Origin of the sequence: Parabacteroides sp. AM58-2XD (assembly GCF_003463685.1) — a bacterium.
GTDB classification, from domain to species: domain Bacteria; phylum Bacteroidota; class Bacteroidia; order Bacteroidales; family Tannerellaceae; genus Parabacteroides; species Parabacteroides segnis.
Map to the genome: position 1 here is coordinate 1 of NZ_QSDP01000015.1, position 17,451 is coordinate 17,451.

The window sequence follows — 17,451 nt, forward strand, 5'->3', positions numbered from 1 at the left end:
TCCAGGGCATCTGAAAGCTGAAAGCAATAACATGCAATTCATAAGGAGAGCGAATCAGATAACAAACAGGCTTATATTTACGCTCTTGTATTTGATTCCGGGAATAGCTATTTCCCAATTATAGAAATAAACCTTAGTTTTGGCGCATAGGATTTCGATAAAATAGAAAAGAATATGAGCTATTTAGTGTGTTGCTATGGCGACTGGTTGTAACTGGCTCCCCTCTGGAGAGGGGGCAGGGGGGGTGTTAAGCCAGTCAATAAAAACAGACCTTGTTACAGGTTTATTTGCCGTCTGCTTCAGCTGACGGATTGGTAAATAATCTATTTCTCTGGACTTTAGTCACATTTTTTACAGGTCTATATCTAAGAGAAATGTGGCTGAAGCCAAAAGAGAGAAACAACTTGTAAACCGTCAGCTGAAGCAGACGGCAAATAAACCTGTAATGGCTAAGTGGTTGTGATAAGACAAGTTATATATGTGAAGATATGACACACCACCTTCCCCCTCTCCAGAGGGGAGCCAGTTACAACCAGTCTATAATTAGATAGCTCAATTTTGATAAGAAGCGAAAATAATCTCTCATCCCATTGATCCGATCATTTTATTCCAATGAACGGGAGAAGAGTTCTCAATGTCTTTTTACTTAGAGGTAGGTGTAAACAGATTTAGAGGTAGGTCTATTTTCATTTAGAGGTAGGTATAAATTGATTTACACCTACCTCTAAATGAAAAGTCATTGGATACATGTCGGAATAACTATTAGACGATACAGACAAAAGATTATGATGCGGTTGCCCCGGAACATAAACGATGTACTGTTTGTTCAACCTGGTTACCCAACTCATCAACAGATATTTGAAGGGCAGCAGCGATATGCTGATAGATTTCCTGTATAGGACAGGAGGATTCGTCTGTTTCAATCAACAAACGTTCCGGCCAGGCTTTGCGCAAAGCCGATTCCTGGAAGTGCTCCCCAAAAGAGAGGTAAAAGCCTTGTTTCAATAATTGCTCAGCCTGCTCTCCTTTCTTACGGAAGCCGTGAATGATCCAGGGCATAGACGGAGCGCATTTCTTACGGATGGCTATCAACTCTTCCCACGCCCTGACGCAATGGATGATCAAGGGTTTCTTCAACTCTTCAGAAACACGAATCTGTTCTTCAAATACCTTGACCTGCAAATCAAGCGGTATGGATATTTGCTTATCCAACCCGGCTTCTCCTATCATTATCACCTGCTCATTCAGGGCCAATTCCCGGAACCGCGCCAGTTGCTCTACCACCGCCTCCTCCCGGATATACCACGGATGGATACCACAGGATACAGGTTGCCCGGAAGATACATCTGAAAGAGTGCCTTTTCCTACAATTACATTGTAACAGACCACTACATCCTCCACCACAGAAGTCTGCACCGAGTGAGCATGTATATCATAATATACAGTATTTATCTGTCTTTTCAATTCATTCATAATGAACGACAAATATAACAAATAGACGGAAGAATATCTTGTAAACAAAGATTTTGAAGTAAAATAAGAAAGAGGAAAACGATTTACGGCACCGGATCATATCCGCTTCCGCCCCAGGGATGGCATCGGAGCAGCCGTTTGACAGCCAGATAAAGACCTTTTATGGGACCGTGTTTTTTCAGTGCCTGCACAGCATATTCGGAACAAGTAGGTGTGTACCTGCACGAAGCCGGTGTCATAGGTGAGATACAATATTTATAGAAATAAACCGGCAACAGGAGAAGTGTTGTAAAGAATTTCTTCATTATTCCTTGTCGCGCAATATCCTGATTGCTTTTGTCATCGCTTTCTCCATATCGGTAAAAGGATGGATTTCCTTATCCAGATAGAGGAAAGCAATAAGCATGCGCTTGTTTTTTTCTGTCAACGGATCGATCAGATCGTATTTACGCACCCGGTAGGCTTCACGCACCTGACGCTTGATCAGGTTCCGTTTTACGGCGCGTTTGAATTTCTTCTTGGGGACGCTGATCAGGATAGAGACAGGAGCAGACATCTCTTCCTCCAGCGGTAAATAAACAACCCGCAGTGGAAACGCCACAAACGATTGTCCTTTTTCAAATAACAGGTCAATGTAACGTTTCCACGACAGGCGCTCTTCTTTAGAAAGGGTATACCTTTTATTTTCCATTCTTTTTGTTTCCACCCAACTCTTTCTTCAGATACAAATCCAGGGCAGCCGTCATCGACGGAGCCTCGGGAGTAGGTGCTTCCACATCCAACCGGAGTCCGGCGTCCTTCACAGCCTTCGCTGTCGTAGGACCAAAGCAGCCGATCTTTATATCTTCCTGTTTAAAGTTCGGGAAGTTCTTCAGTAATGAAGAGATTCCTGAAGGGCTGAAGAATACTAACATATCGTAATCGAATTTCTCGTCTTTCGCAAATTCGTTACTAACCGTTCTATACATTACAGCTTTTGTATAGTTGATTTTCTTAGCTTCCAACATAGCCAACAGATCATCTTTGTGCACATCGGATACAGGCACCAGATATTTTTCTTTCGCATGCTTTCCGATAACAGTCACCAGATCTTCAGGCTTTCCGGTCTGGCTAAAAAAGATTTTACGTTTTCTGTACACGATATACTTCTGAAGATAAACTGCAACAGCTTCTGTCATACAGAAATATTTCATTGTTTCCGGAATGGCTACACGTAGTTCTTCACATAAATGAAAAAAGTGGTCAATAGCTGTACGGGCGGTAAAAATTACTGCCGTATAGTCCAGAATAGAAATTCTCTGCTGTCTAAACTCTTTGGAAGAAAGAGCTTCTACTTTGATAAAAGGACGGAAGTCGATCTCGACCCCATATTTCTCCGCAATGTCGAAATACGGTGACTTCTCGGATGCAGGCTTCGGTTGTGATACCAGCAACTTTTTGATGTTCAATGCCATAGAGTACTCGTCTCAATAAAGTTATACAAAAAAATCATACCTTCATACAAAAATATGAGGGGTAGGATTTCTTGGGTGCAAAGGTACAAACTAATATATAAAAAACCGACATTATTCTTGTGAAATATCCGTATTGTCTTATAAATTATTACAAAACGACACAAAAAATAGAAAATACAAAACAATATTACGGGAGCTAATGTTTTACTTCCTACGAACATCAACCATACGACCGGAATATATAATAACATCCCCCAGGACCCCATAATTGCATTATAATTCTTCTTCCAGAATTTATATTTATCGGGGGGCGAAAAGACAAAGCCTAACAGATAATAACTCAACTGTTTGAACTGGTAAAACAGAAATAATACTGAAAAAATAATCAGAATGGCAAAGAGTACCTCCTTTTCTTCCAAATGATTGACCATCCCTCTTGCCCGGGCAATTGCAAACAAGGCAATACTGCAAAGAAACAAAGCCTGAAAAGTCATAAAATTACGGAAGAAAGAACCACTTTTACCGATGGTTTCGTCAAACAGGTTTTGCCGCTCCTTCAGATACACGACATCTTTCAGCATCTTTACAAAATGCTGAAAATTAGAGCGAAATATAATAGCAAAGGCAATCAGCAGGGACAAGAGCTGCGAGAAGATCACATCATCCACCAGCTGCCCGTCCCATAAACGAATGCCTACATACCCTTCAAACATATCCATGCGCTGCGATTTAGCTTTGCAAAGATAGAGATTTAAATCAATAAAGTGCTTCTTTGATTATCTCTCCGACAGTAGGATGCGGGAATACGATTGATTTAAGTTCTTCGGCTTTCATGCCTTTCTCGATGGCAAGACCTGCTATCACGATCAGTTCAGAAGCTGGATTTCCCAGCAAATGAGCGCCAATCACCGTTTCATCTTCGGCCAGGATCAGCTTGCATACACCGTTTCCTTGCTCGTTTTCTGCCACGAAACGACCGGAAAAAGCCATCGGCAACTTCTTTACCGTATAAGGAATTCCTTCCGCCTGCAATTCTTCTTCAGTTTTACCTACACCGGCTATCTCGGGATTTGTATAGACCACACCCGGTATTGCTTTATAGCTCATTCCGCCACCGGCTTTTCCCTGAATATGTTTCACGGCGACTTCCGCCTCACTTACAGCGGTATGGGCAAGCAAAGAGAAGGCGGTGATATCACCACAAGCATATACGTTCGGCAAAGAAGTCTGCATATATTGATTCACTTTTATACCGTTCCGGAAAGGCTCGACACCCAACGTTTCCAGTCCGAAACCTTTGGTTACCGGACGGCGGCCAACGCTTAACAATACTTTTTCTCCGTTGATGACAAAGCTCTCCCCGTCTTTCTCAACGGTGACTTCGCCATTATGAACAGCTGTCACTTTATGACTCAGATAGAATTTGATGCCTCTTTTGGCATATTCAGCCTGAAGCATATCGGATAATTCCTTATCCATCGGACCTAATATTTTGTCCAGCATTTCTACCACATGTACCTCCGTTCCCATGCTATTGAAGAAAGAGGCAAACTCCATACCAATCACGCCGCCACCGATAATAACGAGGGATGCGGGAAGCTCTTTTGTCTGCAATGCTTCACGGCTCGTCCAGTACTCAGTTTCTGCCAGGCCGGGGATCGGTGGGATCACCGTTTCAGAGCCGGTACACAGTAACAGGTTGGCTGCCTCATAAGTTTCTTCACCACAGGCGACAGTGATAGTTCCGTCGGCGGCACGCCCTTTAATTTCAGCCTCTCCGCTGACAACAACGACTCCATGTTCCGTCATTTTCATCCGGATACCGGCAGTCAGCTTTTTCACCACCTTATTTTTACGGGCAATAATTTTAGGAAAATCAAATGTAGGATTCTCCGCTTTAACGGCATATTTCTGTGCATGTTTAATAGTATCATACACTTTAGCCGAATAAAGCAATGTTTTTGTGGGAACACAGCCTTCATTGAGGCAGACACCTCCCAAGGCATTTTTTTCAAACAACACAGTGGATAGTCCACTGGCAGCCGCTCTCTCAGCAGCCGTATAACCGGCAGGTCCTCCCCCGATTATAGCAACGTCGTATTTCATGTTTTCAGATTTAATTAAGTTTTATATTTGGATTCCTTCATTACTCTTAATCTCGATATCCGGATTAATCTTCTTCAACAGCTTTACAAACTCTTTCTCGTTTTGCGGAGATATCAACATCCACATTTTTCCTTCTTTCCAGATAACGATTCTGTCCAACGATAAGGAATAACTAAATACAGGCTGAATGGAAGGTTGTAACGCCTCTATATCAGCGATGGCAATCTCTTTTTTAGGAAAGAAGCCGCAACGGAGCAGCAACATTCCGTCTGCCGTAATCACATAATAGGTATTAAAAAATACATGCAACGTCAATGCGCTGGCAACCAACGATGTAACAATAGCCGCTACATTCTGATGTAACACAGATATTACACACAATACTGCCAGCACAATGATCAATAAATGATACCACCAGCCGATCTTAGATTTAAAGACTCTATCCATTTTACGAATTTTCGCGCAAGATAGTCATTTCTTCATTTACTTGTTGTAAAGCAGCCACAAATCCTTCGGTATCGACCGGATAGACCGTGTTGGTGTACTCCTTGTCTTTATAAGGTTTAGTGTAATAAATCACGACACTACCAGACTCTTTTACAAATAACTTCTCTATATCCTTGATAGGGATCGCCACAAAATTACCTTGCGTCAGATAACCTTTATCGATCTTATAAGGATAAAATACCGGTATAATGAAAATCAGTATCAAAATATAAGCAATCAACTGTATCTGGTTCAAATAGAACAATCCAAACAGGATTACTATGCTGACCGCTATCGCAACATGCTTCGGGGTCACTATTCTCTTTCCAAACGTCTTCTTTTCCATAATCTTATGTATTAAAGTTAGTAATAAGCAATATTACGAATTTTTGCTCACATTAAAAAGTTTATTGGCCTTCAATATTATTGCATGAAAAAGCATGAATAACAAAAAGACATTTACCTCACTGATGCTCTAATTATCTTCATAGTGTATTTTAGCTTAGAACTTATCCGATAGAGGCCTGCACATAATCTCTTCCCTATATGATCACATTAGAAGGAGTATCCCAAAAGAAAAAAAACAATCCGCTGTAATACAAGCATTTGCAAGAAATAAACCTTATATAATATACGCCGTGAGCGTCGTTGCGAATTTATCGGAGAAGGTTTCAGACAGAGAAATTTGTTACGTTGGAGATCCTTTGACGCCCAGTTTTTGTCATGGCGGACTTGATCCGGGACCGCCATGACAAAACAAGATTTTGACACACTCTCTTTTAAACAACACTCCCTATTGTTGTTTTAACCTTTTAATCACTTTCTCCCTCAAGTAGTCAGGGAAATTCTCATGAAAAGGAAATCCGGAAGTAAAATCCGGTTCTTTTTCGATAGCATTCCGATCATCCGGTTTATTTATAAAATTACCGTAAAAGACATTTCCATCAAACTGAGTGGCTTTACTACCACCTGTTATGAACTTATATTCCAGATCATCGTTTATTACATAAAAAATATTTTTATTGAACACCGTATTTTCCGGCCAGGGCCCTCCCCAGTTATCCATGATAAGTACCGAACGGTCTATCTCCGGTGAAGGCTTTTTCATAATAACAATCACATTTTCTTCAATAGCGGTCTGTTTAGCCGGTCCGGAAATATGTATAACCGGAGAGAACCAGCCGGGACGTGTCGGATAAGCACGCAAACCGTCGTTGATACTTACATTATGACGGATTATCGTATTTTCCGTTCCTATATTATAAGGTTTACCCAAAGTATTACCCTCGTTACACACCATCACAAAACCTCCGGCATTATCATGGCTGAAATTGTATTGGATAACGGTATTACGGCAATTGTAATCCGAATCGAAAGCCTGCCCGTCCCATTTGGCATTCTGTCCGCTTACCTCATTAAACTGGATAATCGTGTTATCACAACCCCAGGGCCAGATACCGGCAGCGGCATCTTCTATCCGCAGAAGATCCGGACTATCCCTTACTATATTATGTTCTACCAATGCACCGTCGCAGGCTATAGGAACAATCCCGTCTCCCGGAACCTGCTCGATCAGTTCCCCCTGATAACGACATTCAGACTGGGAAACCATTTATCACGGTCACTATTACCATTACCGGTTATTCCATTCCGTTGGCAACGGTAAATATGGCAGTTCTCTATCAGTAAATCAACAAAACGGGTCGGCACTTCATCTCCCCCGTTATGCCAGTAAATTCCGTTTCCGGCTCCTTCATTCTTTATACAGCTCCCGTTCACATCCCTGACAGTCAGATTCTTCAAATGGATATGATGCACATCGCCTTTATCCCAAGCATAAATAATAATACCATTTCTACCGGGATCCGGTTTTTCCCCTTTATTGGTAACCTCCAGATTATTCAGTTCCCAATACTCAAGTCCTTCCAGCAGTATCGTATGTTGTTTCTGACCGTCTCCATGCAAGATAGGCTTCCCTCCGTCTCCATATTTATCGACCATCACCGGTTTTCCTTCGCTCCCGCTACCTTTCGGTTCAAACTGACCGACATATTCAGTCCCCGATTTAAATAAAATCTTATCACCCGGTTCAAAGACTTGTTTGTTCAATTTATCGAGACTCTTCCAGGCTTCTGTCGGTGAAGATCCTTTATTCGTGTCATCTCCGGTTATGCTATCCACATAAAAGGTTCGCTGTGTTGAGGTACAGGCACATAATAACAATGCCAGTACGAAAGTGTACATTTTCATTTTCTAAAGTTCTATTGTTTCTAAATCGAGGTATTATAAAGAGAAGCCACCGCAAACAGGTTTAGAGTGGCTTCTCTGCTCATTTTATTCTTACCAATCAGGATTTTGTTTCAAAAGTGGATTTTTAAACAATTCTTCATTGGATACAGGATACAGATACATCTTGTCACTCCATGTGCGCTTGTCAACAAGCTGACGTGTATAAATCAACCCGTCGTCTTGTTTCTCAATCTTCACCCCATAAATATCCATTGTCTGAGGAGCGATTTTCCATCTTCTGACATCCCAGAACCGATGGTCTTCAAAAGCAAGTTCTACCCGGCGCTCATTCCTGATCCGTTCAAGAAAATCATCCGAAGCAACTCCCGGCATTCCGGCACGCGCCCTGACTTTGTCGATGGCTGCCCGTGGGGATAACGTAAACGTATTATCCGTATAGTCCGGATTGCCGTAGGCCTCATAAAGAGCTTCCGCATAGTTCAATAAAATCTCCGCATATCTGAAAAGTACCCAGACATGACGCTCGGTAGTCGTATTGTTCGGATTCAAACTGATTGTTTCGACAACATATTTCTTCAAATAATAGCCTGTCGGTGTCGCACCATCCAAAGGCGCTCCGTTTTTACCGCCTATAAAAGTCTCAACAGCCGCATTCTTGAAAGTAGAGCCATTCGTCAGAACAGTCTTAAACAAGCGGGGATCCCTCTTTTCCGGATTGTACATATTATCGATATGTTCCTGGTTTCCCCAGTCGAACCGGCTTCCATCCTTCATTTCAAAAGCATCCACTAAATTTTGTGTAGGACAGGTTCCGGAGTTTCCTCCCTCATAACCGATAGGGAAATTCAGTTTTTCGAAATCATTTGAATTACCTCTGCGCGTTTCCAGAATCAGTTCTTTGGAAGCCAGATTATTCCATATTTGTTCATCTACCAGTTGATACCGCCCGTCCGATTCAACCTTATCGATCAGTTGTTTGGCCGCTTTAGCCGCTGCAATCCATTTTTCCTGACCAGCCGTCCCGGCATATAAAGGGCTGGCTGCATACAGTAACGTTCTTGATTTCAAGGCCATCACGGCTCCCTGGGTGATACGGCCCGTTTCATATCCCGGCACATCTTTATAGGATACAGGCAGCTTATCCATGATCTCATCGCATTCACTGACAATAAAATCAATCACTTTATCAAAATCAGAAGGAGTCACGCTATTCGCCTCATCGAGTTCCAGGCATTCCGTAATCAGCGGGACGTTCTTATACCGTTTGGCCAACTCGAAATAATAGAAGGCACGTAAAAAACGAGCTTCATACGGATAATACTGATATTGCTGCATCAAAGTCTCATAATTATCATTCCATTCAATATTGGTAAAGTCTTCCTGATAATTATTCAGAAACATATTAGCAGAACGGATTGCGGTATAGTAAGTGCCCCACACATTATCGATTGTCAGGATAGGACTCCACGAACCGTTATTATACCGGATGATGCCCGATGTATTCCAAGCATATTCCGCTTCATCGGTCGCCGCTGCCCGGGTCGCTCCGTCAAAATTACCGAAATCGGCGGGTAAATATGAATATACGGTGGTAAGCATACCTTTTGCTCTTTCAAAATAGGTGAACATATCTTCTTTGTCAAATCCGGACGATTCATTATAATCCAGATAATTGCAGGAAGACATACACACTGCAAAAGCAAATATGGCAGATAATATTTTCTTATTCATAATGTCTATTTTTAAAAATCAAGAGTTAATCCAATGTTATATGATCTGAAAGATGGATAAGTAGCATACATTTGCTCCGGGTCCATATCTTTCACATGGTCAAATGAAACAGATTCATACCTCTGGCAAACAGGTTGATATTGCTGAGTCTGATCTTGTTTACCCATGATTTAGGTAAAGTATAGGCCAACTCCACATTTCTCAGTTTCAGGAAATTGCCGTTTTCAGCCCAGATAGAACTTTCCCTGAAATTATTATCATTCTGTTTAGTTGTCAGACGCGGATACCGGGCATTGGTATTCTCCGGTGTCCAGCGATTTTCCAGATAATGTTGAGAGACGTTCTTATTACCGACCAAAGGACGGTACATACTTGACATATTTCTAACTAACGTATAGTTAGCTACTCCCTGGAAATCTGCTTTCAAACTCACATTCTTATATCCTAATCCAATTGAAAACCCGTACATAATTTCCGGCAAAACAGTACTGTAACCGATAGCCACCTTATCATAATCATCGATCACCTTATCACCATTCTGATCTTTATACTTTACATCGCCCGGAACCACATTGGAAAAAGATTGTACAGGACTGCCCGCTATATCTGCCTCATCCTGAAAGAAGCCGATTGCCTCCAAACCATAATACTGCCCGATCCGGTTTCCTGTATTTTTCAGGTAATCATACGGTTTATATCCTTCGTCCATATTTACAATCTCATTACGGGCAAAAGTGAAATTACCAGCCAGCATATAGGTGAAATCTCCGATACGGTCACGCCAGGAAAGACCGGCTTCAAATCCATAGTTCTTAACTTCGCCATCATTCAAAATCGGTGTGCTGACTCCCAACACGGAAGAGTAAATAGCAGATGAGTTCACCAGAATATTCGTCCGCTTTTCATAAAAGACATCCGCTGATAAAGACAACCGCTTGAATACTTCCATATCGATGCCGAAGTTAAACTTATAGGCTGTTTCCGGCTTCAATTTCAAATTAGGCAAACGGAACTCGCCATTACCGGATACAGAGTTATTATTATCTCCAAAAAAATAGGAGCTGATGCCCGTTTTGAAATAATATTTATCATAATCATAAGCAAAGCGATCACTTCCGGTAATACCCCACGAAGCTCTTGCTTTCAGATAATCTATCGCTGTAACTTCTTTCATAAAGTCTTCGGAAGAAATGACCCAACCAGCAGAAATAGCAGGAAAAAATGCATACTTATCAGAACTTCCCAACACACTCGACCCGGAATAAGTCAACACTAGATCAGCCAGATACTTGCTTTTATAAGCATAGCTTGCATTTCCTATATAACTCTGCCGTCTATACGTATTATTAATTCCTTTCAGGGAATTTTCTTCCTGATGGTAAATGACCGCAGCATTCAGTTGATGCATATCCTGCCAGTTTTTTTCGTAATTGACTTTTGCCTCAAACGTTGTTACACGGTTCTGATATCCCAGGCTGGAACTGAAAGACAAATCCGTTTCCTGTCCGTAACGTGTACGGGTTATATCGATAATAGTACCTCCGTTATCCCTGACCGGCTGCAAACTTTCATACAGATAATTCTTTGTTTTATTATCCCAATAGCTGGCCCGGTTATCATAAGCAATAGCAAGCTCTGCACTCAAACCGGAAGTAAGAACCGACAGGTCCTGGATAATCCGCAAGTCGGCATATAAAGCTCGGTCATTTCCAACGGAAAAACCTTTAGCCACCGATTCTGCAACAGGATTTTTGCGCACATTATCGCCGCCCCATACACCAGTACTCGTCTTTACCGGAAAAGCCGCTGCCGGAACATCATAAATCATCGGGAACAAAGTCGAATACTCTGTTGCCGGACGATTATGTTGCGACAATTCACCCAACAAGTTCAATTTTACCAGCGTGAGTTTTGTCGCATTAATATCGAGGTTCGCCCTGGCACTCAGTTTATCCCACGACATCTGACTGGAATAATCCGGGCTGAAATAGTTCTCATTCATAAAACCGTTATCACCGATGTAATTGATTGCGGCAAAATAACTCACATTCTTTCCTCCCCCGGTAAAAGAAGCATTAAACTGATGAGTCGTCCCTTTATTTCTCAAGGCTTCATCCTTCCAGTTCACATTCGGGAAAAGTTCCGGGTTGGAACCCGTACGGAAAGCTTCCAGATCAGAGTTGCTATACAAAGCGGACAGTCCGTCCATCCGTAAAGCTTCGTTCATTGCCAATGCATACGTATATCCGTCCGCCATATCAGGGAGACGGAATGGAGTATTTATCCCGAACTGATAGCTTGCATGCACTTTCATACCTTCCAAAATACCGCGTTTGGTAGTCACCAGAATGACACCGTTTGCCCCCCGCACACCATACAAGGCCTGTGATGCAGCATCTTTCAGAACCGTAACACTCTCTATCTCATCCTGTGACAAGGAACTGAGGGGACGTTCAAAACCGTCGATTAGAACCAAAGGAGTTCCTGTCCCCATCGTGGCAAGACCTCTCACATACATTGTCGGATCATTATCCCATGCTACAGTCGAGCCTTGCAGACTGATCAATCCGGGAAGTCTTCCATACAAGGAATTTGCTGGATTAATATCAGACGTTTTAGAGGCATCCATATATATTGTGGAAACAGCTGCCGTACTTTCTTCACTGGGAACAGACAGATTAAATCCACGGTTTACCATTTTTGTATCCTGTGCATACGAGAAAACAGACACAGACAAAAATGCAGCTACATATATTTCTTTTATTATTTTCATAACCTGCTTTTATGATTTATCAAATGAATTACCATCCCGGATTCTGGACCAATCCATAACCTTTATTAATTTCTTCAGGCGGGAATGCACACAAATACCATTTAGGTGACCAGTTCTTCTTCCAGTAACGTTCGGCCAACTGCCATTTTTCATATTTATAAGAACCGTCTGCCTGACGCCAGGTTTTTACACCGTACAGAGGTTTGGTAAAATCTTCCGCACGTTTCCAACGGACCAGGTCAAACCATCTGATCTCCTCAAAACCAAATTCCACGGCACGTTCATTCAGTACCATTTCACGGAATTGCTCCTGTGACAGATTACGCTGCAACTTCGGTAAACCGACCCGTCCACGGACTTTGTCTACCCACTCATAAGCTTCGCCCGTACGTCCGAGTTCATTCAAAGCCTCTGCATAACTCAAATAAATCTCAGCCAGACGCAAATAAGGCCAGTGAATAACCGAACCGGTCAGAGTGGCATAATCATGTTCACGAAGGAACTTACGCATAACGGAACCGGTACGGCAACGCGTATCATTTTCCGTTTTCTGTTCTTGCCCACCGATATAGGTTTCAGCTGTACGCCCCTGCCATCTGTCACCGTTAATAACAAGAGTCTCATACAACCGGGGGTCTCTGCCTTCGAACGGATTGACGCCCTGCGGTATATTATCCCAGTCTATATTAAAAGACGTACCGTCGGCATTACCGAACATATCGATATAATTCAATGTCGGACAGCTACAACCATACCAACCGGCCGACTGCATAAAATAAAAGTTTCCATCCCAAATATCCGGACAAGTATAGGCTACACGTGTAGATATCAACACTTCACCGTTTCTTCTTTTATACCATGCATCCTGAAAATCCTGCCGGTAATCGCCCGTTTCAACCAACTGATAGTAATAAGAACCCGAGTTGTTTGCCTGTTCGAATTCTTTACAGGCATCCACAACATCCTGCCAGCGTTGATCGGATTTATTTCCATACCAAACCATCAGGTTCGTACTGGCTTCGCCATCCAGATAAGGCTGGCTGTCATTGAATAAAGGACTGGCTGCAAATAATAGCACACGCACCTTCAATCCGAGTGCAGCAGCTTTGGTGAAACGCCCGTCTTCTTCCACCGATACCTGCCAGGGAAGTACAGCTGCGGCTTCATTACACAAGTTGACGATAAAATTGACCGTCTTTTCAATGGTTTCACGCGGATAATTATAGTCATCGCCCGGATAAATAGCTTTATCAATCAAAGGCAAGCCACCAAAATGACGCATCATTTGAGTGTACTGTACTGCTATCACCATCTTGGCTTCACCCTTACGGATGGCCTTTTCCTCTGCCGTCATATCCGGTACCCGGTCTACATTTTCCAAGAAAATATACGCTTTACGGATAGCTTCCCAACTACGTTCTTTTGTGTAAGCATACATCACATCATAGGTGTCGGCAACCGAAGCATTATATTGTCCGTTATAATAATGGCGTTCCGCACCACATCCCCATCCCAGGTAAGATTGGCAAAGATCGGTTGTCGATTCAAGCAAGTCTACTCCCAGTTTGTCTTCGGCAGCATCCCAACTGTACATAACCCCATAGGGCAAATGCCTGTAAGCCGCAGCCAAAGCACGTTCGGCATACTGCTTGGATGCAAAAATCGTATCCAGGGTAACATCAGCTCCCGGGGCTTTTTCCAGAAAATCATCGCCTATCTTCAAGTCGTTACATGAACCGAAATAGAAAGAGGCGGCTATTATAGATATTGGTATTAATAATCTTTTCATACTATTTGTATCATTAGAAATTTACATTCACTCCAAAATTGTAAATACGCGTATTGGGATACTTGTTCTTATTACTGATTTTTGATTCCGGGTCGATAAATCCCAGATGGTCAAATGTCAGCAGGTTATACCCATTGGCAAACACCCTGAGTTTCTGGATACCGACTTTCTTCAACACATCCGCATTCAACGTATATCCTACCTCCAGGTTCTTCAGACGCAGATAAGAAGCATCTCTCACCCAGAAATCCGACATTTGCGAGTTATGCATTCTGTTGGTTTGGGTAAAGCGCGGGAATTGGGCCGATTGTCCTTTCTCTTCTGTCCAACGTTCCTCAACCATCCATTTCATCAGGGGAGCGTCACCGGTATTGAACGGACGGGTAAAGTCTTCTTCCAAACGTCTGGAAACGTTAGTTGCCCCTGTCCAATTCATCGAGAAGTCAAAACCTTTATATTCGAATCCGGCATTCAAGCCAAATATATATTCGGGATTTTCTCCATAACCAAAATAAGTTTTATCATCCCCGTCGATTACTCCGTCATTATTCAGGTCTTTGAACAAAATATCACCAGGCTTAAATGTTCCCGATTGTGCTGGGATTCCGGTAATAGTCGAACCATCCTCATTAAAGTCTTTCGCTTCAAAGAAACGGTCGAAGACATATCCGTAATTCAAACCGATAGAACGTCCTGTTTCATACATATAAGGTTCATTCTGTGGAATTTCATCTTTATAGACAATCTCATTTCTGGAGAAAGAGATATTTCCTTTCAACCAGTAGCGAAACTTGCTGCCAATTTTATCGTTCCATCCCAAAGAGATTTCATACCCTTTATTGTTCACTTTGCCCAAATTGACAGCAGGCAGGTCGGCTGCAACGAATCCCGGAACTGTATTTTGCTGAATAAGAATATCTTTACGTTTCTCAAAAAATACATCCAGAGAGAAACTCAAACGCTGATCCAGCAGGTTCATATCCAAGCCGTAGTTTTGTTTGGCAGCCTTCTCCCAGGTAACATCCGGATTTCCCAGAATCAGTTCCGATGCACCCGGATAAGCCTGCGGCGTATTCACTCCCCAATAATATCCGCCCGAACTGGCAGAATATGAGTCCGGCAAATACAAGAAACGTTTATATTCATTCAATATATCATTACCAACCAGACCGTAAGAAGCTCTTAATTTAAGGAAGCTGATAAAATCTACCTGCTTCATAAACTTCTCTTCCGATATCACCCAACCGAGTGAGGCCGCCGGAAAAAATCCGTACCGTTTACCCGGTGCAAAGTTTTCCGAACCGTTATAACCGGCATTGAAATCGACCAGATAACGATCTTTATAAGCATAAGTGACGCGCCCAACCAATCCCAAATATCCTTTCGGGATATCCGTATTAGCCTTGGGATAATACTGTTTGGTCATATTATACAAAAGCAAGCCGCCGACTTTATGATCCCCGAAAGTACGGTCGTAACGCAAACTGGCCTCTACATACCAGTCGCGCGTCTTGGTACTCCAGTCTTCCGACGCAGACAAAGCACTCGCTGTACCTTCAAGTTGATACACAATCGTATGATCAAAATTAGGATCATCAATGGCCAATCCCGGATCGGTCAGACTGGATTTATAGACCGGAGTATACGATTCCATCGAGCCATTCCATAATTTACTTCCCGTATAAGAGGTATTGTAAGCTCCTTTAATATTAAAAGAAAGACCTTTGGTGATAAAATCCAGTTTCTGCGTTAAATCCATATCCAGATTCATCGTATTTTGCGAAGCCTCTGTATATCCTTTTCCATAATACATGGAGAACAGGTTACGCATTGTCATCGGGATATAACGGTTTTTAATCTGAACCAGATTTCCATCTACAAAGCCCGGACTGGAGAATGGCTGCACACGGAGAATCTCCATCCATAAATTGTTTTGTTCGCCGAACTTAGGATCTTTCTTTGTTTCCAGACGTCCGCCCAACCCCAATTTCAAAGTAGTACTCTTAGTTACGTTAATGTCGAGATTCGCCCGGTAATTATAACGGTTGTTTTATAGTTCGGATTATAACTTTCATAAAATCTCTTCAGCAAACCATCCTGATACAGATAACCCAGGGAAATAAAAAACTTCACATCTTTCGTTCCCCCCGAAATATTCAGGTTATGCTGTGTTTGTAAAGATGCTTTCTTAAACATCAAATCTTCCCAGTTCGTATTCGGGAACATGATCGGATCGGCATTCGTCCGGAACATATCCAATACATAAGGCGAGAATCTCAAATCGTTGGGACCTAAATTGGGATTGTCGCTCAATTGCATCTCATTGAAATATTTGGCATGGTCATAACTCCCCATCATTTCCGGAACACGCATCGCTTCACTGATACCGACAGAAGAAGACAGCGATATTTCCGTACGTCCTTCTTTTCCTCTACGTGTCGTTACCAGGATAACTCCATTCGCACCCCGTACACCGAATACGGCCGTTGCCGAAGCATCCTTCAAAACAGTAATATTCTCTATTTCATTAGGGTCCATGCGGAAGAAAGAACGTTCCACCCCATCCACCAGAATCAATGGTTGTGAGCGGGCGCCATCCAAAGAAGCAATACCTCTGACAAATATTTCCGGGTCTTCAGCTCCGGGCTGTCCGCTATACTGAACGGTTGAAATACCCGAAACAGAGCCGGCCAGCATATTACCGATACTGGACGTGGGCGATTTCAACAAATCTTTTGTGTCTATCGAAGAAACAGAGCCGGTCACAGTCAACTTCTTCTGGGTTCCATAAGCGATAATTTGCACCTCTTCCAGCAATACATTATCGGAAGTCAAAATAACATCTATGACTTTTCGGTTACCAACCTTTATATCCTGAGGCGTATAGCCCAGATAAGATACCTGAAGAATATCATTATCCGTACATTCAATTTCATAATTTCCATTTATATCAGAAAGAACTCCCTGAGTCGTTCCTTTGATAGAAATCGTGGCTCCTATCATCAATTCGCCTGTGTCGTCACTGACTGTTCCCTTCACCAGCTTTTTCTGTTCTCTTTGCTGGGTTATAGACGGAACATTACTATCCGGACCGGAAGCAAGAGCTGGACTGTTAGCCTCAGCCTGTACATCTGGTCGTATAAACAAAATAAGCAGCAACAGTACGCCAACCTTTTGAAGGGGACTACCTACCAGCTTATACTTAGCCTGTACTTGATTCATAAGTTTAATCGTATTTTTAGTTTAAAGTCAAAATCACCAATCATTTTTCTAAGAGTCCGTTTATTATCCGGAGGCGGTCCTTTCTGCATAATAATTACATTTTTTTTCATCTGATTTTAAATTTAAGATATGCTGACAAATGTATAGTCTGCTTTCAAGAAGGGCGT

The 17,451-nt window shown here is 42.4% G+C and carries 16 protein-coding genes; 1 reads left to right on the forward strand and 15 read right to left on the reverse strand.

From position 1 onward, the window contains the following. Window positions 1-783: 783 nt before the first annotated feature. The 8 genes from DXA15_RS05425 to DXA15_RS05460 all read right to left on the reverse strand — a co-directional run bounded on the left by DXA15_RS05425 (window position 784) and on the right by DXA15_RS05460 (window position 5,865). Window positions 784-1,473 (reverse strand): TatD family hydrolase, encoded by a 690-nt coding sequence (locus DXA15_RS05425; protein WP_128133367.1) that lies wholly within the window; start codon window positions 1,471-1,473, stop codon window positions 784-786. Between the two features lie 83 nt (window positions 1,474-1,556). Beyond that, the gene (yidD, locus tag DXA15_RS05430; RefSeq protein ID WP_009860402.1) at window positions 1,557-1,778 is read right to left on the reverse strand and encodes a membrane protein insertion efficiency factor YidD; all 222 of its coding nucleotides are present in this window, start codon (window positions 1,776-1,778) and stop codon (window positions 1,557-1,559) included. After that, window positions 1,778-2,164, reverse strand: coding sequence for a ribonuclease P protein component (gene rnpA / locus DXA15_RS05435; RefSeq protein ID WP_046145890.1), 387 nt, complete (start codon window positions 2,162-2,164; stop codon window positions 1,778-1,780). Before rnpA ends, yidD begins: the two co-directional genes overlap by 1 nt. After that, window positions 2,154-2,921 (reverse strand): uroporphyrinogen-III synthase, encoded by a 768-nt coding sequence (locus DXA15_RS05440; RefSeq protein ID WP_044215119.1) that lies wholly within the window; start codon window positions 2,919-2,921, stop codon window positions 2,154-2,156. Before DXA15_RS05440 ends, rnpA begins: the two co-directional genes overlap by 11 nt. Next, window positions 2,918-3,646 (reverse strand): DUF4271 domain-containing protein, encoded by a 729-nt coding sequence (locus DXA15_RS05445; RefSeq protein WP_199676222.1) that lies wholly within the window; start codon window positions 3,644-3,646, stop codon window positions 2,918-2,920. Before DXA15_RS05445 ends, DXA15_RS05440 begins: the two co-directional genes overlap by 4 nt. Window positions 3,647-3,683: 37 nt before the next feature. Further along, window positions 3,684-5,033, reverse strand: a complete 1,350-nt coding sequence (lpdA, locus tag DXA15_RS05450) for a dihydrolipoyl dehydrogenase (protein ID WP_128133368.1) — start codon at window positions 5,031-5,033, stop codon at window positions 3,684-3,686. A 21-nt stretch (window positions 5,034-5,054) separates the two neighbouring features. Then, window positions 5,055-5,480, reverse strand: a complete 426-nt coding sequence (locus tag DXA15_RS05455; protein WP_128133369.1) for a PH domain-containing protein — start codon at window positions 5,478-5,480, stop codon at window positions 5,055-5,057. Window position 5,481: 1 nt separating this feature from the next. Next, on the reverse strand, window positions 5,482-5,865 hold the full coding sequence (locus DXA15_RS05460; protein WP_009860409.1) for a hypothetical protein: 384 nt from the start codon (window positions 5,863-5,865) through the stop codon (window positions 5,482-5,484). 285 nt (window positions 5,866-6,150) lie between these two features. Between DXA15_RS05460 and DXA15_RS27885 the strand changes: the two genes are divergently transcribed. Beyond that, the gene (locus tag DXA15_RS27885) at window positions 6,151-6,255 is read left to right on the forward strand and encodes a RagB/SusD family nutrient uptake outer membrane protein (protein ID WP_128133388.1); all 105 of its coding nucleotides are present in this window, start codon (window positions 6,151-6,153) and stop codon (window positions 6,253-6,255) included. A 57-nt stretch (window positions 6,256-6,312) separates the two neighbouring features. Here DXA15_RS27885 and DXA15_RS26030 read toward each other — a convergent pair whose 3' ends face one another. From DXA15_RS26030 to DXA15_RS26045, 7 genes are all read right to left on the reverse strand, one after another. Then, complete coding sequence (locus DXA15_RS26030) at window positions 6,313-7,131, reverse strand: hypothetical protein (RefSeq protein WP_233566871.1); 819 nt, start codon at window positions 7,129-7,131, stop codon at window positions 6,313-6,315. Then, window positions 7,092-7,769 (reverse strand): hypothetical protein, encoded by a 678-nt coding sequence (locus tag DXA15_RS26035; RefSeq protein ID WP_233566873.1) that lies wholly within the window; start codon window positions 7,767-7,769, stop codon window positions 7,092-7,094. The genes DXA15_RS26030 and DXA15_RS26035 overlap by 40 nt, the downstream gene beginning before the upstream one ends. A 90-nt stretch (window positions 7,770-7,859) precedes the next feature. Further along, a complete protein-coding gene (locus DXA15_RS05475) occupies window positions 7,860-9,500 on the reverse strand; it encodes a RagB/SusD family nutrient uptake outer membrane protein (protein ID WP_128133370.1) in 1,641 nt (546 codons plus the stop codon). A 91-nt stretch (window positions 9,501-9,591) separates the two neighbouring features. Continuing rightward, a complete protein-coding gene (locus tag DXA15_RS05480; RefSeq protein WP_233566879.1) occupies window positions 9,592-12,273 on the reverse strand; it encodes a SusC/RagA family TonB-linked outer membrane protein in 2,682 nt (893 codons plus the stop codon). Window positions 12,274-12,301: 28 nt separating this feature from the next. Beyond that, window positions 12,302-14,062 (reverse strand): RagB/SusD family nutrient uptake outer membrane protein, encoded by a 1,761-nt coding sequence (locus tag DXA15_RS05485; RefSeq protein WP_128133371.1) that lies wholly within the window; start codon window positions 14,060-14,062, stop codon window positions 12,302-12,304. A 13-nt stretch (window positions 14,063-14,075) separates the two neighbouring features. Then, on the reverse strand, window positions 14,076-16,055 hold the full coding sequence (locus tag DXA15_RS26040; RefSeq protein ID WP_233566880.1) for a SusC/RagA family TonB-linked outer membrane protein: 1,980 nt from the start codon (window positions 16,053-16,055) through the stop codon (window positions 14,076-14,078). A gap of 14 nt (window positions 16,056-16,069) precedes the next feature. Next, entirely contained in the window at window positions 16,070-17,284 is a 1,215-nt protein-coding gene (locus tag DXA15_RS26045) for a SusC/RagA family TonB-linked outer membrane protein (RefSeq protein ID WP_233566882.1), read from the reverse strand. Window positions 17,285-17,451 lie beyond the last annotated feature (167 nt).